Below are 22,417 nucleotides of genomic sequence, written 5' to 3' on the forward strand. Positions count from 1 at the left end.
CTCCACACCTCACTCGGAGGTCTTCCCTATGTCACGCCGACTCGCCGAACCCCGTACCTAACGTCCCGGGTCAGTACACCTAGTCGCCCGCCCCGGTGGTCACGCCGACGACACCGGGGATGTCTGCCCGTACAGCCGATCGACATCCTGTGCCCGGCACGGCTCGGTACCCGGGGTGAGCATCGCCGCGGCACCGGCCGCGGTGCCGTAGCGGACGGCGTCGACGATCGGCCATCCCCGCGTGAGGGCGACCGCGATGGCGGCGACCATGCTGTCGCCCGAACCCACCCCGGTCCCCACGCCTGCCGGCACCGGCACCCCGGCGACATCGTGATCCTCGTCGGCGGTCACCACCAGCGCGCCCTGCGCGCCCAGCGACACCACGACGACCTCACTGATGTGGTGACGGATCAGGTCCCGGGCGGCCGCGACCTGCGCGGCACGATCGGGTAGTGGGGCGCCGGTCAGGTCGCGCAGTTCCCGCACACTGGGTTTGACGAGAAAGGCGCCGGTCACCCAGGGCAGCGCGGCGCCGTTGGTGTCGACGACGAGGAGGCACCCGTGATGAGCGGCGATTCGCGACACCGCGCCGAAGAAACCCGGTGAACACCCCGGCGGGAGGCTGCCGCTGACCACCAGCATCGAGGCCGCCGAGGCATTCTCGTAGATGACCTTCAGGCACCGCAGCTCCTCGTCGGCCTCCAGGTGGGGACCGGGCAGCACGAACCGGTAGCACTCGCCGCTGTGCTCGTCGACGATCACCAGTGACTCACGGGTGGGTTCGGCCACCGGTACCGGGCATGCCTCGAGGGGGTCGGCGGCGAGCAGCGACTCCACCCGCTGCCCCGTGTACCCGCCGCTCGTGAAGACCGCGGTGGCGGTGACGCCGAGCCGCGTCGCCGCGCGAGCGACGTTGATACCACCCCCACCGGGGTCGTAACGCGGATGGCCACAACGCATCTTGGAGCTCGGCAGCAAGCGCGGGACGGTCGAGTGGATGTCCAGCGTGGGATTCATCGTGACGGTCAGTATGTGCGGCACGTGAATCACCTCCGGAGGGGTATGCGGTCGCCAGATGGCCTCCGATCCAAATCTCCTCCGGTCCGGGCCGTCCCGTAAGGGCATTTCGACTCATGCCGTGGTGTCCGGCACCGGGGAGGAGATCGGGGCTCCTCGACGCGGGCGGGCTGACCTGCGCTCACACCCGTCGAATCGGGGCACTGCGACCCTTTCGGGCACACCCGATCCGGTGCATTGTGGAAGGATCCCCGACGAAGGGAGGAGCGGCGATGAAAGCGATCGAACGCGCCGCGATACGGGTGCACATCCTGGGTATCGCGTTGCAGCCGGGCACGCAGGACCGAGTCCTCGAGGAGCTGGTGCGCCGCGGCTACCGGGTGCAGCCGAGCGACCTACGTCTGGTTCTCGACGAACTCATCGGACGCGGCCTCCTCGCCGCCCAGGACGAGATGATCGGATACCAGAAGCGCCGCACCTACGAGACGACACCTGCCGGACGGATGTCCTGGGCCGAGGAATGTCGCGCACTGAGCAAACTCACCCACGAGGTGTTCGGAACCCGCCTGCCGCCGTTGCCTCCGCACGTCGGCATCGACGATTCGCAGGCCTGGTTGTCCGGAGCCGACCTCGAGGACGTGGACGATCAGTGAGCGGAGCGGGCATCCGCCTGCCCTCGGCGCCGCGCCCACCGGTACAGTTCGTCGGCACCCCAGACCACGACGGGCATGGGTAGCAGCCACACCAGGAGATCCGCCGGCGGTGTCGTCGTGCCGAAGAGGTCCTGACACGCCGGCACCGTGACCACCACCACGACGAAGGTGAGCTCGAAGGCGAAGCCCCACAACAACAGCCGATTGCTGAACACGCCGATCGAACTCAGCGGTGCGCGTTGGCACCGTGAGGCCATCGCGGTGCCGAACTGGCAGGCGACGATGCCGAGGAAGGTCATGGTCGTGGCCAGTTCCCACGTCGAGTGGAGGGGGCCGCTGTCCACCGGGTCGCCGAAGTGCCAGCCACCCCGCCACAACGTGCCGAGGAACAGGGCCACCACCAGGATCGTCGACACCCCGCCGAGGAGTCCCCACGACCGAAACAGGAGTTCCCGGTCCACGACGTTCTGGGTCCGGCGGCGCGGTGCCCGGTTCATCAGACCGGGTTCGGCCTTCTCGCGACCCAGGGCCAGGGCGGGAAGTGTCTCCGTGCCCAGGTCGATGGCGAGGATCTGCATGACCGTCAACGGAAGTGGGATGTTGCCGCCGGACAGGGCGTACATCAGGAACGGCACGACCTCCGGGGTGGCGTGCGCGAAGATGTACACGATGAACTTGCGGACGTTGTCGTAGACACGACGACCCGCGGCCACCGCGGTGACGATGGTGGCGAAGTTGTCGTCGGTCAGCACCATCGTCGCCGCCTCCCGGGCCACGTCGGTGCCGTTGCGTCCCATCGCGACACCGATGTCCGACCTGCGCAGCGCGGGTGCGTCGTTGACCCCGTCCCCGGTCATCGCCACCACCTCGCCCAGATCGCGCAGCGCGTCGGTGATCCGCAGTTTGGCCTCGGGGGAGGTGCGGGCGAAGACCAGTTCGGTGCGGCGCTCCAGGAGCCGGTCGAGTTCGGTCTCGGGCATCGCATCCAGATCGGGTCCGCTGATCACCTCGAGTCCGTGATGGGAGCCGATGCCCACACCCTCGGCGATCCCCCGTGCGGTGAGGGCATGGTCGCCGGTCACGACCATGATGCGGATGCCCGCGCGATGGCAGACGTCGATGGCCTCACGGACACCCGTGCGGGGAGGGTCCATCATCGCCACGATGCCGTCGAGCGTCAGATCACGTTCGGCGCCGGCACGGTCGATGGTGCCCACCTGTGCCGGGCCGACGGACTTCGACGCCACGGCGAGCAGCCGCAGACCCTGACCGGCCCAGCGGGCGATGAGCGCGTGGAGTTCCGCACGGTCCGTGGCGGTCAGCGCTCGATCGGCGAGGTGTGTGCACAGCTCGAGGACCTCCTCCGGTGCGCCCTTGACGTTGACCCGTCCGCCGTCGGCGGTCGGCACGACCGTGGACATCCGCCGCAGTGCCGGATCGAAGGCGAACGTCCGGCGCACTGCGGCCGGCCCGCCCGTGGTGCGGGAGGCCGTGGAATCGCCGGCACGGGGCGGGGTGACCCCGAGACCGGACGCCGCCCGGAGCAGCGCCAGCTCGGTGGGGTCGCCGAACTCGGTGATCGTCCCGGACTCGTCGACATCGATGGTCGCCGAACAGCAATCGGTCATCACCTGTGCCACATGTCGGAGCGAGGCCGACGGGGTTCCGTCGAGGGGGAGTCCGACGACGCCGGCCGGTGTCCAGATCTGCGTGACCGTCATCCGATTCTGTGTCAGGGTGCCCGTCTTGTCGGTGCAGATCACCGTCGTCGACCCGAGTGTCTCCACCGCCGAGATCCGTTTGACCAGCGAACCGTTGCGCGCGAGGATGCGAACGCCCAGCGCCAGGGCGAGGGTGATGGTGGGCAGCAGTCCCTCGGGGACGTTGGCCACCAGCAACCCGATCGCGAAGTTGACCGAATCGCGCAGCGAGAGGCCGGCCAGCGCCGTGCCGAGCGGGATGAAGGCGAGTCCCATCGCGACGGCCACGGCGGCGATCAGCCACGCCACCCGTTTCACCTGCCGCTCCAGCGGACTCTCGTCGTGACCGATCCGCTGCGACAGCGAGGCGATGTGCCCGAGTTCGGTGTGCATCCCGGTGGCGAACACCACCGCGCGGCCGTCCCCGCCCACGACATTCGTTCCGCTGAACACGATGTCGGTCGCCTCGACGATCGGCCCGGTGCCGGCGGCGGCCTGCGTCTGCAGGTGCACGGGAACCGACTCACCGGTCAGCGTGGACAGATCGACCTCGACGGAACCGCCGATGAGTCGCGCATCGGCCGATACCCGGTCGCCTTCGGCGAGGTGGATGACGTCACCGGGCACCAGTTCGGAGGCCGGGATCTCCTCCTCCGGCCCCTCCCGGATCACGCGGGCCGTCACCGGGATGATGTCGGCCAGCGCCTCCACCGCCCGTTCGGCATGGCGTTCCTGGACGAAGGCGAAGGCCGCGTTGATCACGATCACCACGACGATCGCCACGGACAGCGGCTGCGAGCCGCTGATCCACGCCAGCAGCGCGGCCACCCACAGCAACAGCGCGAGGGGGTGGGTCAGCTGGCGGAGCAACTGACCGAACCAGCGGCTCCCGCGGGTTCTGGTGAGTGTGTTGGGTCCGTGGATCAGGCGTCGCCGCTCGACCTCCCGCAGGGACAACCCGTTCGGGGACGATCCGAGGTCGCGCAGCAGCTGCTGGATGTCTTCCTGGGGATCGACTTCCATCTCGTCGGGCACGGTCATCGTGGCCGGCCCTCAGCGGTGGCTGTCGATGTCGAACTCCAGCCACTCGGCCTCCCACCGTCGCATGCGATGCCGGTCGGCGGCCGCCCGGACCAGAAGGACCAGCCCCCACCAGCCCAGGGTGGTCAGCATGACGACACCGAGTCCGGCCATGATGCCCTCCACGACGGCGTCGGTGGTGGTGGTGCGCGGCGGGTCCGCTGGCTTGTCCTCGTCGTCGAGCCAGATGATGCGGACCCGGCCGACGCGGTCGTGCCGTTCGGTGTCCACCGCGGCGGTGGCGCGCGAGCCGTCGGGCCGCCGCCAGGCGACGATGGTCGAATCGTCGTCCGGCTTGGGCATCGTGACGACGGTGGCACTCACCGAATGTCGCGGTCCCTGGACCTCGACGGCGGCCTTGTGGGTGGCATACGTGTTGCCGCCAATGGTCAGTGCGACGAGTAGGCCCGCCAGGGCCGACACCCAGAGCGCCAGCAGCACAAGTGTTTCCACCCGGTCCGTCGGACGGACGAGCCGGTTGGACGAGGCGTGCATCAGCCGCCAGCTGTGCAACTCACGGGAGAGGAACCGCAACATCGCGGGCTCCTGTCGAGTCGGTCGGTTCGTCCCCGCCCTGATCGAGCCGGAAGGGTGGGTACTCGTCTCGCATCAGCGCCGCATACGCCCACACCCGGTACTGCCACCGGTTGATGCCCATCGCGAAGTCGAACAGTCCGCGCGGGTACGCGCCGGTGAAGAGCAGCGCGACTGCGGCGAAGAACGCCACGAGCGCCAGCACCGGCGCGATGGTCACCCGGCCGTCGTCGCCCTGGGCCACATATCCGACGGCCAGCGGGCCGCCCAGCCACCCGCCGGCGAGTACCGCGAGGATGAGGTAGTGGGGGATTGCCAGCAGCCACCACTTCACCAGCACGAGGCCACGGGACAACCGCTCGGGGTACACGACATCGAAGTCGGCGGGATAGTCGGTTCGACGCAGCGCGAACGGCGGATACCGGTCGGTGGCGAACGCGGAGTGCGTGTAGAAGGCGACGCGCCAGTTCCACCGGATGACCCCGACGTTGAAGTCGAACAGGCCACGCGGATAGCGACCGGTGAACAGGATCGCGAAGCCGGCCACGACGGTGCAGAAGAAGAACGCGATGTCCAGCGCGATCAGTATCAGGAAGTGCGGTATCGCCAGCAACCATTTGATCAGCCACAGCCACCGCGACAGCGGTTCGTCGAGATGTCCGGTCAACGTCACTGCGTGCATCGTCTCGAGTCCTCCCGTCGAAGCCTCTGAATCGAGTGAAACCCGCCGGGCGCGGGAAAGGAAGGGTCTTCGGTGAAGTGTCGGGGGGCCGATGTGCCGACCGAGTCTGGGTAAAAAGGCCCATTGCGCTGCGCATCGGTATCCGAAATGACCGAATTCCGCAGTTTTCAGTCATTCGACTCACGGTTTGTCCGAATCCTCGCTATTGTGATCGTGCGCTTCGTTAACGGCATCGAAGGGGGTGTCGAAGCGTAGGGGGTCAACACCGGGGTGGGAATTCCATTTCGGAGCATCAGTGGTCTACATGTGTGGAGGGCTCAGTTGACCAGGACTCTGTCGGCGCGCGCGTCCAAGCGAAGCGTCCGCAAATTTCTCGAACCGTCGGCAATCGCCGAGGCCATCGCCATCGAGCAGCACATCGTGCTGCCCGGATATCAGGCGCTGACCCACTATTCGTCGACCTTCGGACTGACCGAACATCTGGTCCGTGAGATCGACGACGCGGCGCGACGCCACCAGGCGATCGTCGCCCAATTGCAGCGGATGCATGCCGATGCGCTTGCCGCGGAGACGGTTTCGTCCGCTCAGCAAGAGGTGTTGGCTGCACTGGGGCTCCTCGAGCCCGGCTCGGGCGAGGCTGCCGATGCCACGCCGCCGCGCCCGGTGCAGGTGTGCCACCTCATCCAGTCGTATCCGGGCCGGGCGGGGGAACCCACCTCGCGGGCCGTCGTCTCGCTCGCTTTCCTGCTCGTCGCGGTTCATGCGCTCACCGATCCGACGAACTGTGGAACAGCTTCTCCCGCACTGAATCTGGTTCCGCCGCCGCTGCATCGTGACCGTGCGCTGCTGGAGAAGGTGCTCACCCACACGGTGGCCGCATTCGACGCATCGTCGCTCTCGGCGCTGACCGGGTTCATCGCCGAGGCGGGTGAGTCGTTCGCCGGCTGGTCGACCGAGACGAACCGCGGGTTGTCGGTGCTGCGCTACAACCCGCATTCGCTGCGCACGTCGTGCCGGAGCGTGGGACTCGGCGAGATCGACGTCCGTATCGCTGTCTGACTTCGGCGACCGACTGCGGTGACTGACTGCGGCGACTGATCGCCGGTCCGTGGTTACCCTGGCGGGGTGACCACGTCGGTTTCGCAACGCTATCGGTGGCTGTTGCACGTCGACCTCGACCAGTTCCAGGTGTCGGTCGAGCGGCTGCGCAGTCCGGAGCTCGTCGGTGTCCCGGTCATCGTCGGCGGCAACGGCGATCCGACCGAGGCCCGCAAGGTGGTGACCTGCGCGTCGTATGAGGCGCGGGATGTCGGCGTGCGGGCCGGGATGCCGCTGCGTGCTGCCTACCGCAAGCTGCCCGACGCGGTGTATCTGCCGCTGGACATGGGTGCGTACGACGCCGCGTCGGCCGACGTCATGGATGTGCTGCGCGGGACCGGTCATCCCGTCGAGGTGTGGGGCTGGGATGAGGCGTACCTCGGTGTCAGTGCGCGGGGTGCCGAGGTCGACCCGTTCGACGATGCCGCCATCGTCGACTTCGCCGAACGGGTACGGCAGGAGATCCTCGAACGGTGCGGTCTGACCAGCTGCGTTGGTATCAGCGACAACAAGCAGCGCGCGAAGATGGCCACCGGTTTCGCCAAGCGGCCGCCCGGAGCCACACCCGACGACGGCGTCGGCGCGCCACGCGTGTTCCTGCTCGACGACCGCAACTGGCTGGACCTGATGGGTCAGAGGCCGACTCGCGACCTGTGGAGCGTCGGGCCGAAGACCTCGGCCAAACTCGCTGCCAACGGTGTGGAGACCGTCAACGACCTCATCGCGACACCACGCGACGACCTGATCGCCACCTTCGGTCCGCACCAGGGCAATTGGCTGTACGTCCTGTGCCGGGGCGGCGGCGACTCGACGATCACCGCCGAACCGTGGCTCGCCCGTTCGCACTCCAAGTCGCGGACCTTCGCCACCGACATCGCAGATCCGTCCGAGATGCGCACCGCCGCTGCCGAACTGCTGCGTGAGCTGCTCGACCAGGTCGTCGCCGAAGAACGCCTACCGTTCCGCGTCGCGGTGACCGTCCGCACCACGACCTTCTACACGCGCACCAAGTCCCGGAAACTCCCCGCGCCGAGCCTCGACTTCGATCAGCTCGAAGCCGTGGTCGCCGACCTGCTCACCAAGTTCGACATCGACCGCCCGGTCCGCCTTCTCGGCGTCCGCCTCGATCTGGTGACCGACGAGGACACCCCGGCCGGTTGAGTAGGCGAGGAGCTTGCGACGAGCCGTGCCCCCGCTGGTTGAGTAGGTGAGGAGCTTGCGACGAGCCGTAACCCTCCGCTGGTTGAGTAGGCGAGGAGCTTGCGACGAGCCGTATCGAAACCTCTACCCCTGCGCAACCAGCAGCGGCACAAGCTGTTCCGCGGCCGTCCAGGCGCCGTGGTGGCCGATCATCATCGATTCCATCGTCTCGCTCGTCGAGCGTGTCAGCGTCACCGAGTCCCGCGCCACCGCGACCACGTCCCCGATCCGACGCGCCACCGCGTCGGTCACCTCGGGTCCGAACCACCCCTCGTCGATGGTCTGCTCCCGTGTGACGACGTGCGCCGCGTCACCGAGATACCCCGACCATGCCTCCAGGACGTCATCGGCAGCACCGGACGTCGCGTACACGTGCCGCGCACGCGCCTCACCGGCCACGGCATCGACGCCGTCGAGAAGTCCTGGCGCGGTATCGATGTCGATGGCGCGGTCGGCGGTGATCATCCCGTGGTCGGCGGTGACGAGCAGTGTTGTCCCGGAGGGCAACTCGGCGGCGAGATCGGCCACGAGCCGTTCGACCATCCGAAGCTTCTCCAGCCACTCCGGAGAACCAGGACCGTGGATGTGTCCCGCGGTGTCCAACTCGCTGTAGTACGCGTACACGAACCGGCGATGACGACTGTGTCCGCGCACAGCGGCCAAGACGCCGTCGCGCACCCCGTCGGGGGTCACCGCCGGCACGTACTGGCCGGGCGCGCGAAACGCTGCCAGGGTCAGACCCGTGCCGCGGAACTCCCCGGGCATCACGTACGTCACCCGAGCGCCCTCATCCGCAAGCGCTTCCAGGCTTCCCGGGTGCGTCCGCACCAGAGCCGGGGGATAGGTGACCAGCGCCGAGGGGCCGTGCGCGTCGTCGAGACTCCAGCGCAGCGAGTTCAGCACCCGGCGTGATCCCCGTGTCCGACAGTCGTCGTCGGGCCGGAAGCTGTATCCGATGATCCCGTGCACGCCGCACGCCGCCCCGACCGTCAGACTCAGGATGCTGGTCGCCGTGGTCGCCGGGAATCCGGCACGCAGCGTGGTCGCGGTCAGCTCGCGCAGCGTCGGCGCGGAATCCGCGTACTCCTCCAGCAGCGTCGCCCCGAGCCCGTCGATGAGCAACACCACCACCGAATCGCCAGGTGGCACAACCAGGTCCGACGATGCGGACATTCCCAGCGCAGAGGACACCGCGGGCAGGACGTCGGCGAGTGTGTGCGGGTACCGGTCCCAATCCGCGGGGGTCAGTTCGACGCTCACCGCACCCCCGACCCCGCCGGACCGAACACGTAGTGACCCGACCGCAGGAACCGCACCGACCGTCGCGCCTCACCTTCGAGGAGCAACGGCGACATCGCGTCCCGCAGCGCGATCCGCCACCGCGCCGCGTCGAGCGGATGACTCACCCGCATCGCTTCGACGTCCCGCGGCAACGCCACCACCACGGTGGCGTCCGGGGCCACCCGCTCGTGATGGGCGACCGGACGCGACCGGTTGGAATCGTCGATCACCGGCACCGCACCGTCGGCGATCAGCGCCTCCACACTCCCGACACCATCGACGGCCTCGGGCAGCCCGTCCTCGAGCGCCCACGACACCAGCACCCGGTCGGAGTCGGCGTCGCCGCCCAGCTCGTCGCCCATCTCGCCGTAGAAGTCCTCGTAGTAGTGGACCGGCAGCGCGCCCAGCTTCGTGATGTTGAAATACGCGTTCCGCGCGACCAGCGGATCGAAGGTCCACGTGATCGTCGTCAGTCCACGCGCCAGCGCCCACTTCCGCTGATGCATCTTCAGCAGGTAGCCCACATGGTGGCCGCGTCCGCGTCGGGAGACCCCGGTGATGTGACTGTGCAGGGCCTCGCCGGCCGGCGCCGACAGGAACGCTACACTTCCGCCTGCCAGGTGATCGCCGATAAAAGCGCCGGACACGTAGTTGCCCGAATGCGACAACGCCCGCAGCATGTCGATGCCCACCGGGCGTCTCGTCGGGTCCGGCCGCCACACGTCGTCGAAGATCCGCATCAGTTCTTCGAGTTCGTCGGGCGAGGACAGCTCGCGGACCTCGACCGTGCGTACCTCGACAGGAGCCGGTGAAAGCGACATGCTGTCGATTCTTTCACCGCGCACCGACGAGTTGGCCGGGTTGGGTGAGTCGGTTGCGCGGGGACCCACTCCTTAGGATGGGGCCATGTCACGCACCGTCCGCACGCCCGACGTGTTCACACGCGTCGCCGCGGCCGGTGTGGTGCCCGCCGTCGCGATCGCCGCGCACGGTGCCGCCGGCGGCCAGATGCCCAGCTCAGGTGGCCTGGTGCTCACCGCGGCGATCGGCGTGGTCGCGGCGATGCTCCTGCAACCGGCGACCCGAGGCCGACGCCTCGCCCCGGCCACCGCGTCGGCCGTCGGCATCCTGACCGCCGCGCAGGTCGCGGGTCACTGGTCGCTCGCCGCCGACGCCGCACACGCCGGCCACGACGCCCCGGCGTTGCCGATGCTGTTGACGCACCTCGTCGCGATCCCGCTCAGCGCCGTGCTGATCGTCGTCGGCGCGCAGATGCTGGCCGTCATCGGGTCGGTCATCGCGTCGCTGATGCCGCCCGCCGCATTGCTCGCGCCCGGTGCACGCCCGGTCTTCTGGACGCAACCCGGTGTTCTCGCCGCTCCGCCCGTCGGCGGGACCGGCGTTCGTGGACCTCCGCTCGGCTTCTGACCCGCGCCACCACACCGAACCCTCGACGGTTCGGTGCTGTCGTGCGCAACGCCAGACTTCCGAACTCTTGAGAAAGAACCCAGATGAAGAACCTTGTCCTGACGCGGGCCACGACCGCTCGCCGCCTCGTCCTGCCCGCCGCCGCTGCCGCAGTCGTCGGTGTCGCCTCCCTGACCGGGGCGGGAGCGGCGTCGGCGCACGTCACCGCCAACGCCCCGACCGTCACCCAGGGTGGGTACGGCGTCGTCACGCTGGTCGTCCCCAACGAGTCCGACGCGGCTCCGACGACGTCACTGCGCGTGACCCTGCCCGGCCTGAAGTCGGCGCGCCCGGAGGTGATGAGCGGCTGGAAGTCGGTCGTCACCAAGAAGGACGATCTGGTCACCGAGATCACCTGGACCGCCGAACCCGGTTCGCCCGGGGTCCCGGTCGGCCAGTTCGGGCAGTTCCGCTTCTCCGGCGGCCCCTTCCCCGAGCAGGAGACCGTCACCCTCCCGACGCTGCAGACCTATGCCGACGGCGAGAAGTCCGACTGGAATCAGCCGACCCCGGCCGACGGCACCGAGCCCGAGAAGCCCGCACCGACCATCACCCTCGCGGCGGGCGGCGACGGACACGGCGCACACCATGTCGCAGCGCCCGAGGCCGGCACCGACGCGCCCGAGTCGCAGGCGACGAAGACCGCCCAGGCCGACTCCGCAGCCCGGTGGCTCGGCGGCATCGGACTGGTCGTCGGCGCGCTGGGCACCGTCTTCGGTGTCGCGGCGCTGATGGTTGCCCGACGCAATGGACGTGGCAATGCGTAAGCGCGCACTCCCGCTCAGCCGTTCGGTCCTGTTGACCTTGGCCGTGCTCGCCTGCCTGGGTCTGGTCGGCACCTGGTCGGCGCCCGCCGCGTCGGCGCATTCGCGTCTGGTGTCCTCCGACCCCGCCGACGGCGCGAGCCTCTCCGCTGGTCCGCCGACCGTCACCCTCACCTTCAACGAGGGAATCCAGTCGGCGTACGCGGTGCTCAACGTCGTCGGACCCGACGATCATTTCTGGCAGTCCGGTGACCCCAAGGTCGACGGCAGCGTTGTGAGCGTCGGCGTGCGTGAACTCGGCCCGACCGGGAAGTACACGATCAACTACCGGGTCACCTCCGCCGACGGACACGTCATCAGCGGGCAGCGCAGCTTCGAGCTGACGGTCGCCGGCACTGGTGAACCGGGTCCGCTCGCCGATGCCTCCGCTGACCAGTCCGATGACGGAATCCCGGTGTGGTACTTCATCGTCGGTGCCGTCGTGGTACTGGTCGTGGGTCTCGGTGTCGTGTTCTGGCTGACGCGCCGCCCCAAGACGCGGAGCTGACGCGTGAGGGTCGTGGCCGGTGTCCCGGCCCTGTTCGCCGGACTGCTGGTGAGCTGGTTGCTCGCCCGCCCCGACGGACCGGACACGGTGGCGATTCCCGCGACCCTCGCGCTCGGCGTCTGCGTCGTGGTTCTCGGCCTCGGCCTGTTGCCGACGGTCGACGCCGAGCCGTCGTCGAGACTGATCGGTGCACTCGCGGGCGTCTGGGTGGTGGCGACGCTGATCAGCGCCTGGGTGCGCACCGCCGATCGGTCCGGCACGGACGTGCTCGAGGTGAGTGCCGGCGACTTCGGCGAGGTCCTCAACTCCGGCACCTCCGAGATGGTCGCGCTGGTTGCGGGTCTGCTCATCGTCGTGTGGGCGGTGCTCGATCTGCTGACCGCGGTCGAGATCCCGGTCCTCGTGGTCGGGGTGCTCGCGGCGGTCGGGGTGCTGGCCACCGCGATCGCCGGGCACGCCGGCAACGACGCCTTCGGCCCCTTTCTCGTCGGCGCCCACGCGCTGGCCGCCGCTTGGTGGTGCGGTCTGCTCGTCGCGATGGTGATCGCGGTCCGCGGCCGGTCCGGGTGGGCGCGCAGTCTGCCGGTGTTCTCACAGCGTGCGCCGTGGGCCGTCGGCGTGATCGCGGTGACCGGCGTGGTTGCCGCACTGACGGAGATCGACGGCCTGTCAGCCCTGTTCACCACCGGTTACGGTCGGATTCTGCTGGCGAAGGTCGTCATCCTGGCGGCGCTGGTGGGCGTCGCCCTCTGGCATCGACGACGATGGGTGCCCGCCGCCGAACGCCACCGACTGACCGAGGCCGCGTCGATCCGCAACGCCGTCGTCGAACTGGTGCTGATGGCCGTCGTGCTGGGCCTCGCTGCGGGGCTCTCGGCGACTGCGCCGTAGTCACCGGACCCGTTCCCGCCCAGCGACGGTGGGCGGGAACGGAACCGACTGGGCGGCCCTGTGTTCTCACTGTGGAGTTGTCAAGGATCGGATGCGGTCCCGGCAGATGTCGGGTACCCCTGCTGGTTGAGTAGGCGAGGAGCTTGCGACGAGCCGTATCGAAACCCTGCTGCGCGAGCGTCTGTGTCAGGCGGCGATGTCGTCGAGTCGCATGGTGCGGCGGTTGTAGGCGGGTAGGGGCCGATAGCGTGGTCGTCGTCGGAGAGCTGTGTGGGGGAGCGTTTCTCGATGGTCGTGATGCCGCGCACGATGGCGTCGACGACTTCGGCGGAGAGGCGTCCGTCGGCCGCGCAGGCCTCGACCTTGCTCAAGCTCGAGTAGTACTCCGCGATGCGGGTCGCGCGTGTGGAGACCGCGGGTGCGAATCCCATCTCGATCAACAATCTCTTGGTGGTTGAACCAGCCTTCTGTGCAACGTGTAGATCATCGAGTTTTTCTGCATGCGTCGCGATCTGGTGGTCGGCGACGTTGCCTATCAACCGCCAGGTGTCGAGTTGTTCGAAAGTTGTTCGGCCGGTGAGGTCGTCGGTGGGTGGGGTGATCTCGATGAGCTGGTCGAGAAGTGTGGTGAGCTCCGCCATGACTCCAATGTACTCGAACATGCGTTCGACTGCCAGGTTTCTCCACAGGCCTTCGCGTCGTCAAAAGAACGGTGCTTCAGCATCTTTCACGCGTGCTAAAGAAATGGGCCACTCTGGTGAGCACCAGCAACAGCAGTTACTGCAGTGGCCGCTGACGAACGGAAAAGCCGTAGCGCGAGTGAATTGTGCGGGTATGGAATCCGGCGCGCTCTACTTCACAGCCCGCGCCTGATCCCAGATGGCGAGCAGTTCGTCGATGATGTCGGTGGCCATGTGCAGGGTGCTGAGGTGGCTTTCGCCGGGCAGTTCGAACAGCTTGGCGTCGGGCAGCAACGACACCATGTGCTCACCATGGGCGTAGGGAATGATGTGGTCGTGGTCGCCGTGCCACCAGCGCACGGGGACCTGCACGTCGGAGACGCGGAAGCCCCAGTCCTTGGCGAACACGACGACGTCGGCGAACGGCGCCTCCATCGCACGTCGGCCGCCGTGGAGCAGGTCGTCGAGGAACATCGCCCGGAACTCCGGCCGTTGCAGCAGTTCGCGGTCGGCGGCGGGGGACAGCCGTCCGTAGACGCTGATGGCCGGCTCGGCGACCGGCCGTGCGAAGCGGAGCGCGACACTGAGGACCTGCCCGATCTGCGACCCCGCGACACCGACCGCCGGCGCCAGGAACGAGCCGAGCCGCATCGCGCCGCCGGGGATGCGGTCGGGGCCGATGGTCGGTGCGACACCGCCGAGGATGCCGACCGCGACCACCCGGTCGGGCATCGCGTGAGCCACACCGAGCGCGTACGGCCCGCCGCCGGAGAGTCCGATGACCGCGAACTCGTCGATGCCGAGTGCTTCGAGCACGTCGGCGAGGTCGGGGGCGAAGGCGGCGATGTTTGTCGTACCGGTACGGCGTCGACGACCCGACACCCGGCCGGTCCAGTCCGATCAGACGAACCCCCCGCTCAGCGGCAAATCCGCGGGCCTCGACGGGGATCTGCCGGCGCGCTCCGGGCGTGCCGTGGAGCCAGATGATGGCTCGTCCGGTGGCTGATCCGTATTCGGCGAACCCGATGCGACGATCACCGTCGGCCATGGCGATCGACCCCTCGACCCAGCATCTCACGTAGCTTTGTAAACGTGATCCCCGAGTTTCTCAGCGGTGCCGCCAGAGCAGTCCGCCACGTCTTCAAGCCGTACCCGGCGACGGACATTCCCGAAGGTCAGATGCTCGACCTGCCCGGTCGCGGCCGCGCCTACGTCACCGATTCGGGACCCCGCGACGCGCCGGCGGTGTTCCTGCTGCATTCGGTGCTGACGACCGGACTGCTGTGCTGGTATCCGACGATCCCGGCGATCAACGACCGCTACCGGGTGATCACCCTCGACGCCCGCTGGCACGGTCGCGGTATCGAGTCGGAGAACTTCGATCTTCGTGACTGCGCCGACGACGTGGCCGCTGTCGCCGACGTCCTCGGCATCGACCGGTTCGTCGCCGCCGGATTCTCGATGGGCGGCGGCATCGCCCAGTTGGTGTGGCGTCGTCATCCCGAGCGGGTGTCGGGCCTGGTGCTCTGCTCGACGGGACCGTTCTTCAGCACCAGCGACCCCCGGCACCAGAGGTCGTCGCAACGGACCGGTCGCATTCTCGCGCCGCTCTACCGGATGCTTCCGCGTATTTCCGACAAGAGCCTCGACAAGACGACGTCGCATACGTCCGTCTGGGCGCTGCGGCAGTTCTTCTCGACGCCGCTGTCACATCTCGGCGAATTCGGAAACGGATTGGGGCGATTCGACTCCCGCGGTTGGCTCGACGAGATCGATGTCCCGACCGCCGTCGTGGTGTCCACCCGCGACCGCGTCGTCGAACCCGAACGTCAGCAACTGCTGCTCGACGGCATCCCCGGGTCGCAGCGCTTCGAGGTCGACGGTGGTCACGCATGCTGCGTCCTCGGTGCCCGGTTCTTCATCCCGCCGTTCACGGACGCGCTCGACGCGGTGACCGCGGACGCGGCGGTGAGACCGAGCACGCGGCGGTGAGGGCTCCGCCGACGGCCCCCGCCGGCTGAGCGGGCATCAGGCCTCCAGCGAGTCCCACCACAGCCGGGCCACGGCATTGCCGCCGGAGAGTCCGAGGCCGGCCGGGGTACCGGCCGCCACACCCACCACGCACCCGGCAGGACCGAACACGCAACCCACCAGGCCCAGGACGGGTGCGGCTGTTGCAGCGGCCTCGACGGATGCGTGGGCGAAGTCGCGCGGCGTTTCGGCGGTTGCGAACTCGTGGAGCACCAGGCCCGTGCTCACGACGGTGCCGACCGGGCCCAGAGCGCGTAGACCGACTCTGGTCGACGCGGCCACTCCGCCCCGCATCTCGAACGTCAGATCCCACAGGCGGTCGGTGACCGCGGTCCGCGCGAAGTACTGCTGGCGGATCAGCGGGTTGCTGTCGGCCCAATCCTGAAGCATGCGAACCTGATCGACCGACAGTCCGGTGCGGTCCACGATGTCGCGAATCTCGGCGTAGTCCGATGCCGCGGAACCAGCGAGTCCGTGAGCGGTGAGACTGGCGAGGAGGTCCTGGTAGGCCTCATCGCGCCGCAGTGCAGCGCCGAACCGGACATACTGAATTCCCCTGCTCTTGGCAAGGTTTCAGGTCAAGAAGGTTCTGAATCCGCGCTGTCGTCCTCGACGGGCTACATACCTCCGCGTTGCGCGGCTCTCGGCGACCGCGCCGTAGTCACCGGTTCCGTTCCCGCCCAGCGATGCTGGGCGGGAACGGAACCGATTGCGCGGCTCTGTGTTTCACTGTGGAGTTGTCAAGGTACGGATGCGGTCCCGGTTAATGTTCGGTGAACGCCGGGTGCGGAAGGTGCTGGCGCGTAAGTCTGTGTCAGGCGGCGATGTCGTCGAGTCGCATGGTGCGTCGGTTGTAGGCGGGTAGGGCGCGGCGCCTCGGGTCGATGTCGGCCGGTGGGATGAGCCAGGGGTGGCGGTCGAAGCCGAGGATGATTTCCCAGCCGTTGTGGTGGACCTGGGTGTGGCAGCGTTGACAGAGCAGGCAGCCGTTGTCGAGGTCGGTGTCACCGTCGTCGGTCCAGTGTTGGATGTGATGGACCTGTGTATGGGATGGCGGCGCCCCGCATTTGATGCATGTCTGGTCGCGGATGATGATCGCCTTGCGTAGGTGGGCTGGGAAGAGTCGTCGTTCGCGACCCATCTGCAGTGGCACGGTCTCGCCGTCGATGATGATCTCGGTCAAGGAACCGTCACACGACAGTTGTCGGGCGATGGCGTGGGTGACAGAGCCCGTCCAGGGTAGGAATGCTGGGTTGCCGCCGTCGGCGGGGATGGTCAACGCCACTTGGGTTCTGGGGGTGCCGATGGTGTCCATCGCCGCACCTGCGGCAGCTTGATCTAACAGCACCTCCAGTGCGTCCGCGCGGATCTGGGCGGCCGAGCGTCGATCGGGCGACCCGTCGGGTTCGGGCCGGGGCACGCTGCGTTCGTCGATCATCGCGATGAACTTCTCGCCCACGACTTGCGTCACGTTGGCATGGATTTCGACTCGACTGTCATCGGTCGTGTGGTGGGAGAGGGTGTCGAGGGTGCGGTCGTCGCTGGCTGGGATGCCGCCCTGATCGTCAGCGATGGTGTTGCCGATGGTCTGGGCGTGTTTCTGTATTTCGGTGGGGGTGGCCCCCGACAGGGCCTGGGTGAGGAGCTCGGTCTCGTAGATTGCGTGGTCGTCGTCGGAGAGCTGTGTGGGGGAACGTTTCTCGATGGTCGACATTCCGCGTACGACGGCGTCGACAACTTCACCCGCGAGGCGTCCGTCGGCGGCGCAGGTTTCGACCTTGCTCAGCGTGCCGAGATGGTCGGCGATACGGGCGGTACGAGTGGCTGCTGCGGGTGGGAGTCCCATCTCGATCAGCAGCTTCTTGGTGGTCGAACCCGCCTTTTCCGCGACGCCGAGATCGTCGAGGTGTGCTGCGTGGGTGGCGATGTGGTGATCGGCGAGGTTGCGCAGCAGTATCCATCGGCGCAGCTGTGAGTACGTGTGGACGCCGGTGGGGTCGTCGGTGGGGTCGTCGGTGGGTGGGGTGATCTCGACGAGTTGATCGAGGATTGCGTCGAGTGGAGTCGTGTCGGTGTCGATCATGACGGCAGCCATCCCTCTTCTGAGGTGTACAAGCGGTGAGTGGGACCGTCGTTGACTGCTGCTCTGTCGTGAATGTTCTGTGTCTTCAGTTCTACATCGGGGGTCTGACAAGAACTGCGGACGGGTTGCACCGACCGTTTTGATCGATGAGGTGGTCGAGAGGTGTGGTGAGCTCCGCCATGACTCCAAGGTACACGAACATATGTTCGAGCGCCAGGTCTCTCCACAGTCGACGTCTCGGTCAAACCAGCGGTATGACAACGTCTTTCGCAATGCGAAAGCAACTCGCAACGCTGACGCACCGTTCTGCGACCTTCAACTTGTGGTTCCTCCGGGACGCTCGCCAGGTGATCTGTCGGAGTCGCTTGTTAGTCTCGCTGTCATTTGCCACCGTGAAGGGACCACCTGGGCTGATTGTTTGCCATAGGGATGGGACCACCTGGATTGCCAGTTATGGGACCACCGGCGTGTCGCGCTGGTGGTCCTTCATTTTGTCCGTTGACTCGGCCGTGACGATGTTCACGGAAGGGGCCGACGGCATGGGCTACCGGGAGGTTGCAGTGGAAGAGATCAGAGAAGTCCTGCGGTTGTGGTTGGGCCTTGCGGTGGGGTTACCGGCGCCGGGTCTGCGCACGATCGCCGCGCGTGCGGGTGTCGATAGGAAGACGGTGCGACGCTACATCGCGGCGGCGCAGGCGGCGGGTTGACGCGCGATGTCGGTGCGTCGGCACTGACCGATGAGTTGCTCGGTGCGGTGGTGGCCGGGGTGCGTCCGGCGCGGCCGAATGGTCATGGCCAGGCGTGGGAAGCGTTGGTGCCGTTCAGCGAACAGATCACGCAGTGGGTGAGGGGAGGAACGCCGGAGAATCCAGAACCGTTGACGGTGACGAAGATTCACATCCTGCTGGCCCGTCAGGGGTGTGTGGTCCCGTATCGGACGCTGGTGCGGTTCGCGACCGAGTGCTGTGGGTATCGCCGCACCACGACCACGGTGCGGGTGGCCGATGGGGATCCCGGGGTGGAGTGCCAGATCGACTTCGGCTACCTCGGGATGCTCGATGATGCGGCAACAGGTAAGCGCCGCAAAGTGTTCGCGCTGGTGTTCACCGCCGTGTACTCGCGGCACACGTTCGTGTGGCTCTCACACACCCAAACCCTGTCAACGATCCTCGAGGGCTGTTCAGCGGCGTGGGAGTTCTTCGGCGGCGTGTTCGCTGTGATCATTCCGGACAACATGAAACCTATTGTCACCCAGACAGACACCCTCAATCCGAGGTTGTCTCGGGGCTGGTTGGACTACGGCCAGCATGCCGGGTTCGTCACCGACACCGCCCGAGTCGCCACACCAACCGACAAGCCGCGGGTAGAACGCACCATCCACTACGTGCAGAACAACTTTTGGGCCGGTGAGCGATTCTCGAGCCTGCCCGATGCCCAGGCCGCCGCGGTGGCGTGGTGCCAGAGCACCGCGGGGCTGCGGATTCACGGCACCACCGCCCGCCGCGCCAGCGGTGCTGTTCGACACAGACGAGCGCGCCCACCTGTTACCGATACCGGCCGACTACGACGTACCGATCTTCAAAACTGTCAAGGTGCACAGAGACTTTCACGCCTCGGTCGGCAAAGCACTGTACTCACTGCCCGAAACCTGGATCGGCTCGACACTGGACGTTCGCCTGGACAGCGAAGCGGTGAAGTTCTATCACCGCGGCGAGTCGGTCAAGCAACACCCGCGCCAGCCCGCCGGTGGGCAGAGCACCGACCCCAACGACTACCCCGCAGACAAGGCCGCCTACGCGCTGCGCAACATCAGCAAGCTGCAGGCCACCTGCGAGCATCACGGCCCCCATATCGGGCTCTACGCGGCCCGTATCGTCGACGACCCGCGCCCGTGGTCTCGGGTGCGGGCGGTGTACACCCTGCTCGGCCTGGTGCGCACCTACGGGCCCGAACCTGTCGATGCTGCCTGTGCCACCGCCCTGGAGTTCGATGTCATCGCCGTGCCCAAGATCGCCTCGATGCTTGAGCAGGCCACCGAGAACACCACCCCGGACATGCCCGTGGCCGCCGGGTCGGAATCGTCTCGCTTTGCCCGCGACCCCTCCGAATACGCAACCAACAGAACACAGTTGACACTTGTTCCTAACCCCGACAACACCATTCAGGAGTGAACCGATGACCCGAACCACCAACAGTGTGCCCGAACCTGTCGGCGCCGACATGCTCGGCCTGCTCAAAACCCTCAAACTCGGAGCCCTCGCCGACACCCTGCCCCAACGCGCAGCCCTGGCCCGCCAACACAAAACCTCGCACCTGACGTTCCTGCAACAATTGCTCGCCGATGAAGTCTCACGGCGTGAATCCAGCTCCGCCGCCCGACGATCAGCCAAGGCAGGTCTCGACCCCAGCATGCGGATCGACAACTGGCGCGCGGCAGACGATCTACTCTACGACCGCCCCCTGCTCGAGGACCTCACCACCCTGCGGTTCATCGACGCCGGCCACTCCACGATCCTGCTCGGCCCCGTCGGAGTCGGCAAAACACACCTAGCAAACGCGTTGGGCCACATGGCCATCGGCCGACGCACAACAGTGCTGTTCGCGCGAGCGGACAAACTGTTCCACCGGCTCAAAGCCGCCCGCCTCGACAACAGCGTCGACGCCGAATTCCGCCGCATCACCGCCGTCGACATCCTGATCATCGACGACTTCGCACTCACAGCGCTCGACGCGACCGAAACCAACGACTTCTACGAACTCATCGTCGAACGCCACCAGCAGACCAAGACCACCATCGTCACATCCAACCGAGAACCCGCCGAATGGCTCACCATGACCGCCGACGCGCTACTGGCCCAATCGGCCATCGACCGACTCACCTCACGCGCGCACACCCTCGTCATCGAAGGCCCCTCCTACCGCCAACGACACCGACCCGGACTTGACCGACCCAACCCCGCAGAGCATCCTCAATAACGCGCCAAGGTGGTCCCATCCTCGTGGCAATCCAGGCGGTCCCATAGCAGTGGCAAATGACAGTCTCGCGTCCTCATCTGGCAGAGCGGATACGGGGGATGTTCCCCATCCGAAGGGAGTTCAGGGTGGCAATGCCTGTCGACCCGCAATTCTATGTGGGGCTTCTCGCTGCGCTCGTCCCGGCGTTCTCTGCGCTGGGGGCCTTGTACATTCGGCAGAAGCAACGCCGATCGCACTATGAACAGGTAGAGCAACTGATGGCGTTGCTGCCTGATGACGATGTCGATCCCGCCGTTGCGTCGCTCAGGCAGCGTTATCGCTGGGCCGAGGCTCTGCGTCGATTCGACATGATCACGCTGCCCCGTCCTCAGCGCGGGCGCGCATTTGTGTTCTCCACTATTGGCTGGGGTAGCGCCTTGATCGGTAGCGCCTATTTTGTCGGCGCTCTCGTACCCGGCGTGCTGACGGCTTCGTCGCGGGTACTGGCGGTCCTGTTCGCGCTGGGGATGCTTATCTGGGCCTGGCTCGCGTTGCTCACAGCCCACGATTTCCGGCAACCGGTGTACCGCCTCGCCGGCCTTCCTTTGCCCGCGTACTCCCCACATGCCACGCAGATTCGACGGATACGGGCAGATTACGGACTCTCCACGTCGCTCGACGACGCCGCCGAAGAGGTGACCCGAAAGCGGATTGAGCGAGGTCGTCGAGCTCGTCGGTGGTACACCCGCAGGCGCTACGAATTTCGTTCGGTGGCACTGGTTTTGAGAAGGCCTGTCGCAGTACGCGCGTTCCGCGTGAGTCGGCAGGCTTCCGCCAGAGGGGCACGATAGGCACGCTCGGTCAGACGAACCTGCAGCGCGTCAAGAGTGGCCGTCGTGACGCTTGAACCTACGCCTGGACTTCGAAGGCCTTGAGAACCGTCGTCGTCCAGATCTGCTGTCCGGCAGGACTCGGGTTGACGGTGTCCTTCAGCAGCGGCGCCAGCGACGCGTCGTCGGTGGGGAAGGCGGAGTAGACGTCGATCACCTGGATGCCCTCGGCGTCCATGGCCGACGCGAAGCCGGCGGTTTGCTCGCCGGTGTTCTTGCCCTGCGCCGGGCTCTGCTTGATCGCGACGAGGTCGGCGTTCGGGTATTCCTTGCGGAGCTGAGCGATGAGCGGCTGCAGCTGTTCGGCGAGCGCGGTCTTCGGATCCTGCGTATGTCCGAAATTGAGCATGATCAGATCCGGCGAGGCATCTGCGGGAATCATCTTGTCGAGATTTTCGAGCGCGTAGTTCGCGTCTTTTCCGGAAGCGCTGCCATTCCAGAATCCGATCGGTCCGTTCGGGCCGTCGCCGAGTCCGACCATTGCGCCGTAATCGTTGGTCGTGGTGTTCCAGAATTTGGTGGCCATCGGCCGCTGGAGGGTCTGGCTGATCGCGGTGCCGACCTTCGGTGCCCAGCCGTCGCGGGCGGCGCCGGTCGAATCACCAAGCAGCACAATTGTTCTCGGCTCAGCCGCATGCGCCTTGGCATCTTCCATGAAGGCAAGGGTGGCGGGCTGCTCGAGCGGGGTCGAGCTGGTCGGGGTCATCGCCGCCGCCGCGTCCGACGTCGGAGCGGTTCGATTACTCGACACGATGAGACCGACAACGAGCACTACGGCACACACGACCATGACGATCCAAGCCCAGATCGGCGCAGAACCTGCAATGCGCTTTACGGCATTGAACATGTAACAAGTCTCCCAAC

Annotated in this window: 20 protein-coding genes and 3 pseudogenes; 12 read left to right on the forward strand and 11 right to left on the reverse strand. The window is 67.1% G+C overall.

Annotation, left to right across the window (positions count from 1 at the left end):
- Positions 1-99: 99 nt before the first annotated feature.
- A complete protein-coding gene (locus tag IHQ52_RS08580; protein WP_040004579.1) occupies positions 100-1,041 on the reverse strand; it encodes a 1-phosphofructokinase family hexose kinase in 942 nt (313 codons plus the stop codon).
- Positions 1,042-1,289: 248 nt separating this feature from the next.
- On the opposite strand from IHQ52_RS08580, the gene IHQ52_RS08585 reads away from it, so the two are divergent.
- Positions 1,290-1,670 carry a hypothetical protein gene (locus tag IHQ52_RS08585; protein ID WP_006435347.1) on the forward strand — a complete coding sequence of 127 codons (381 nt, stop codon included), beginning with the start codon at positions 1,290-1,292 and terminating at the stop codon, positions 1,668-1,670.
- Here IHQ52_RS08585 and IHQ52_RS08590 read toward each other — a convergent pair.
- The 3 genes and pseudogenes from IHQ52_RS08590 to IHQ52_RS08600 form a co-directional block, all read right to left on the reverse strand.
- Positions 1,664-4,411 (reverse strand): cation-translocating P-type ATPase, encoded by a 2,748-nt coding sequence (locus IHQ52_RS08590; RefSeq protein WP_191834772.1) that lies wholly within the window; start codon positions 4,409-4,411, stop codon positions 1,664-1,666. The genes IHQ52_RS08585 and IHQ52_RS08590 overlap by 7 nt on opposite strands.
- Positions 4,412-4,423: 12 nt before the next feature.
- Positions 4,424-4,987, reverse strand: coding sequence for an Rv1733c family protein (locus tag IHQ52_RS08595; RefSeq protein ID WP_191834773.1), 564 nt, complete (start codon positions 4,985-4,987; stop codon positions 4,424-4,426).
- Positions 4,965-5,651: pseudogene (locus IHQ52_RS08600) on the reverse strand (DUF4389 domain-containing protein); the annotation flags it as partial. The pseudogene IHQ52_RS08600 and the gene IHQ52_RS08595, both read right to left, overlap by 23 nt.
- 336 nt (positions 5,652-5,987) lie before the next feature.
- Between IHQ52_RS08600 and IHQ52_RS08605 the strand changes: the two are divergent.
- Together IHQ52_RS08605 and IHQ52_RS08610 are read left to right on the forward strand one after the other, a co-directional pair.
- Positions 5,988-6,725: a hypothetical protein gene (locus IHQ52_RS08605; RefSeq protein WP_159405508.1), complete on the forward strand. Its 738-nt coding sequence runs from the start codon at positions 5,988-5,990 to the stop codon at positions 6,723-6,725.
- Positions 6,726-6,791: 66 nt separating this feature from the next.
- A complete protein-coding gene (locus IHQ52_RS08610; RefSeq protein WP_238064165.1) occupies positions 6,792-7,925 on the forward strand; it encodes a DNA polymerase IV in 1,134 nt (377 codons plus the stop codon).
- Positions 7,926-8,048: 123 nt separating this feature from the next.
- On the opposite strand, the gene IHQ52_RS08615 is transcribed toward IHQ52_RS08610, so the two are convergent.
- Positions 8,049-9,224 (reverse strand): alkaline phosphatase family protein, encoded by a 1,176-nt coding sequence (locus tag IHQ52_RS08615; protein WP_238064166.1) that lies wholly within the window; start codon positions 9,222-9,224, stop codon positions 8,049-8,051.
- Positions 9,221-10,066, reverse strand: coding sequence for a GNAT family N-acetyltransferase (locus IHQ52_RS08620; protein ID WP_238064167.1), 846 nt, complete (start codon positions 10,064-10,066; stop codon positions 9,221-9,223). Before IHQ52_RS08620 ends, IHQ52_RS08615 begins: the two co-directional genes overlap by 4 nt.
- Before the next feature lie 85 nt (positions 10,067-10,151).
- Between IHQ52_RS08620 and IHQ52_RS08625 the strand changes: the two genes are divergently transcribed.
- From IHQ52_RS08625 to IHQ52_RS08640, 4 genes are all read left to right on the forward strand, one after another.
- Positions 10,152-10,673: a YtxH domain-containing protein gene (locus IHQ52_RS08625; protein ID WP_238064168.1), complete on the forward strand. Its 522-nt coding sequence runs from the start codon at positions 10,152-10,154 to the stop codon at positions 10,671-10,673.
- A gap of 83 nt (positions 10,674-10,756) precedes the next feature.
- Complete coding sequence (locus tag IHQ52_RS08630; RefSeq protein WP_191834778.1) at positions 10,757-11,479, forward strand: YcnI family copper-binding membrane protein; 723 nt, start codon at positions 10,757-10,759, stop codon at positions 11,477-11,479.
- Positions 11,472-12,023 (forward strand): copper resistance CopC family protein, encoded by a 552-nt coding sequence (locus tag IHQ52_RS08635; RefSeq protein WP_191834779.1) that lies wholly within the window; start codon positions 11,472-11,474, stop codon positions 12,021-12,023. The genes IHQ52_RS08630 and IHQ52_RS08635 overlap by 8 nt, the downstream gene beginning before the upstream one ends.
- A gap of 3 nt (positions 12,024-12,026) precedes the next feature.
- Positions 12,027-12,914: a copper resistance D family protein gene (locus IHQ52_RS08640; RefSeq protein ID WP_238064169.1), complete on the forward strand. Its 888-nt coding sequence runs from the start codon at positions 12,027-12,029 to the stop codon at positions 12,912-12,914.
- Positions 12,915-13,159: 245 nt separating this feature from the next.
- Here IHQ52_RS08640 and IHQ52_RS08645 read toward each other — a convergent pair.
- Positions 13,160-13,555, reverse strand: a pseudogene (locus IHQ52_RS08645) (HNH endonuclease); the annotation flags it as partial.
- A 210-nt stretch (positions 13,556-13,765) separates the two neighbouring features.
- Positions 13,766-14,642: pseudogene (locus IHQ52_RS08650) on the reverse strand (alpha/beta fold hydrolase).
- Between the two features lie 44 nt (positions 14,643-14,686).
- On the opposite strand from IHQ52_RS08650, the gene IHQ52_RS08655 reads away from it, so the two are divergent.
- The gene (locus IHQ52_RS08655; RefSeq protein WP_024499844.1) at positions 14,687-15,586 is read left to right on the forward strand and encodes an alpha/beta fold hydrolase; all 900 of its coding nucleotides are present in this window, start codon (positions 14,687-14,689) and stop codon (positions 15,584-15,586) included.
- 36 nt (positions 15,587-15,622) lie between these two features.
- Here the strand turns inward: IHQ52_RS08655 and IHQ52_RS08660 are convergent, their stop codons facing one another.
- Together IHQ52_RS08660 and IHQ52_RS08665 are read right to left on the reverse strand one after the other, a co-directional pair.
- Positions 15,623-16,015 (reverse strand): hypothetical protein, encoded by a 393-nt coding sequence (locus IHQ52_RS08660; protein WP_152528553.1) that lies wholly within the window; start codon positions 16,013-16,015, stop codon positions 15,623-15,625.
- Between the two features lie 424 nt (positions 16,016-16,439).
- Positions 16,440-17,708, reverse strand: a complete 1,269-nt coding sequence (locus IHQ52_RS08665) for an HNH endonuclease (RefSeq protein WP_238064170.1) — start codon at positions 17,706-17,708, stop codon at positions 16,440-16,442.
- Between the two features lie 515 nt (positions 17,709-18,223).
- Here IHQ52_RS08665 and IHQ52_RS08670 point away from each other — a divergent pair.
- From IHQ52_RS08670 to IHQ52_RS08685, 4 genes are all read left to right on the forward strand, one after another.
- Entirely contained in the window at positions 18,224-18,415 is a 192-nt protein-coding gene (locus IHQ52_RS08670; protein WP_238064171.1) for a hypothetical protein, read from the forward strand.
- 804 nt (positions 18,416-19,219) lie between these two features.
- Complete coding sequence (locus IHQ52_RS08675; RefSeq protein ID WP_238064172.1) at positions 19,220-19,879, forward strand: Mu transposase domain-containing protein; 660 nt, start codon at positions 19,220-19,222, stop codon at positions 19,877-19,879.
- A 4-nt stretch (positions 19,880-19,883) separates the two neighbouring features.
- Positions 19,884-20,684 (forward strand): ATP-binding protein, encoded by an 801-nt coding sequence (locus IHQ52_RS08680; protein ID WP_238064173.1) that lies wholly within the window; start codon positions 19,884-19,886, stop codon positions 20,682-20,684.
- A 125-nt stretch (positions 20,685-20,809) separates the two neighbouring features.
- Positions 20,810-21,514: a hypothetical protein gene (locus IHQ52_RS08685; protein ID WP_238064174.1), complete on the forward strand. Its 705-nt coding sequence runs from the start codon at positions 20,810-20,812 to the stop codon at positions 21,512-21,514.
- Between the two features lie 58 nt (positions 21,515-21,572).
- Here the strand turns inward: IHQ52_RS08685 and IHQ52_RS08690 are convergent, their stop codons facing one another.
- Positions 21,573-22,400: an SGNH/GDSL hydrolase family protein gene (locus IHQ52_RS08690; RefSeq protein ID WP_238064175.1), complete on the reverse strand. Its 828-nt coding sequence runs from the start codon at positions 22,398-22,400 to the stop codon at positions 21,573-21,575.
- Positions 22,401-22,417 lie beyond the last annotated feature (17 nt).

Source organism: Gordonia amicalis (assembly GCF_022059885.1).
Lineage (GTDB): Bacteria > Actinomycetota > Actinomycetes > Mycobacteriales > Mycobacteriaceae > Gordonia > Gordonia amicalis.

Coding starts and splice junctions, on each gene's coding strand:
- IHQ52_RS08585 (WP_006435347.1), top strand. CDS start 1,290: ATGAAAGCGATCGAACGCGCCGCGATACGGGTGCACATCCTGGGTATC.
- IHQ52_RS08590 (WP_191834772.1), bottom strand. CDS start 4,411: ATGACCGTGCCCGACGAGATGGAAGTCGATCCCCAGGAAGACATCCAG.
- IHQ52_RS08595 (WP_191834773.1), bottom strand. CDS start 4,987: ATGTTGCGGTTCCTCTCCCGTGAGTTGCACAGCTGGCGGCTGATGCAC.
- IHQ52_RS08620 (WP_238064167.1), bottom strand. CDS start 10,066: ATGTCGCTTTCACCGGCTCCTGTCGAGGTACGCACGGTCGAGGTCCGC.
- IHQ52_RS08625 (WP_238064168.1), top strand. CDS start 10,152: ATGTCACGCACCGTCCGCACGCCCGACGTGTTCACACGCGTCGCCGCG.
- IHQ52_RS08630 (WP_191834778.1), top strand. CDS start 10,757: ATGAAGAACCTTGTCCTGACGCGGGCCACGACCGCTCGCCGCCTCGTC.
- IHQ52_RS08635 (WP_191834779.1), top strand. CDS start 11,472: ATGCGTAAGCGCGCACTCCCGCTCAGCCGTTCGGTCCTGTTGACCTTG.
- IHQ52_RS08660 (WP_152528553.1), bottom strand. CDS start 16,015: ATGCTTCAGGATTGGGCCGACAGCAACCCGCTGATCCGCCAGCAGTAC.
- IHQ52_RS08665 (WP_238064170.1), bottom strand. CDS start 17,708: ATGATCGACACCGACACGACTCCACTCGACGCAATCCTCGATCAACTC.
- IHQ52_RS08670 (WP_238064171.1), top strand. CDS start 18,224: ATGTTCACGGAAGGGGCCGACGGCATGGGCTACCGGGAGGTTGCAGTG.
- IHQ52_RS08680 (WP_238064173.1), top strand. CDS start 19,884: ATGACCCGAACCACCAACAGTGTGCCCGAACCTGTCGGCGCCGACATG.
- IHQ52_RS08690 (WP_238064175.1), bottom strand. CDS start 22,400: ATGTTCAATGCCGTAAAGCGCATTGCAGGTTCTGCGCCGATCTGGGCT.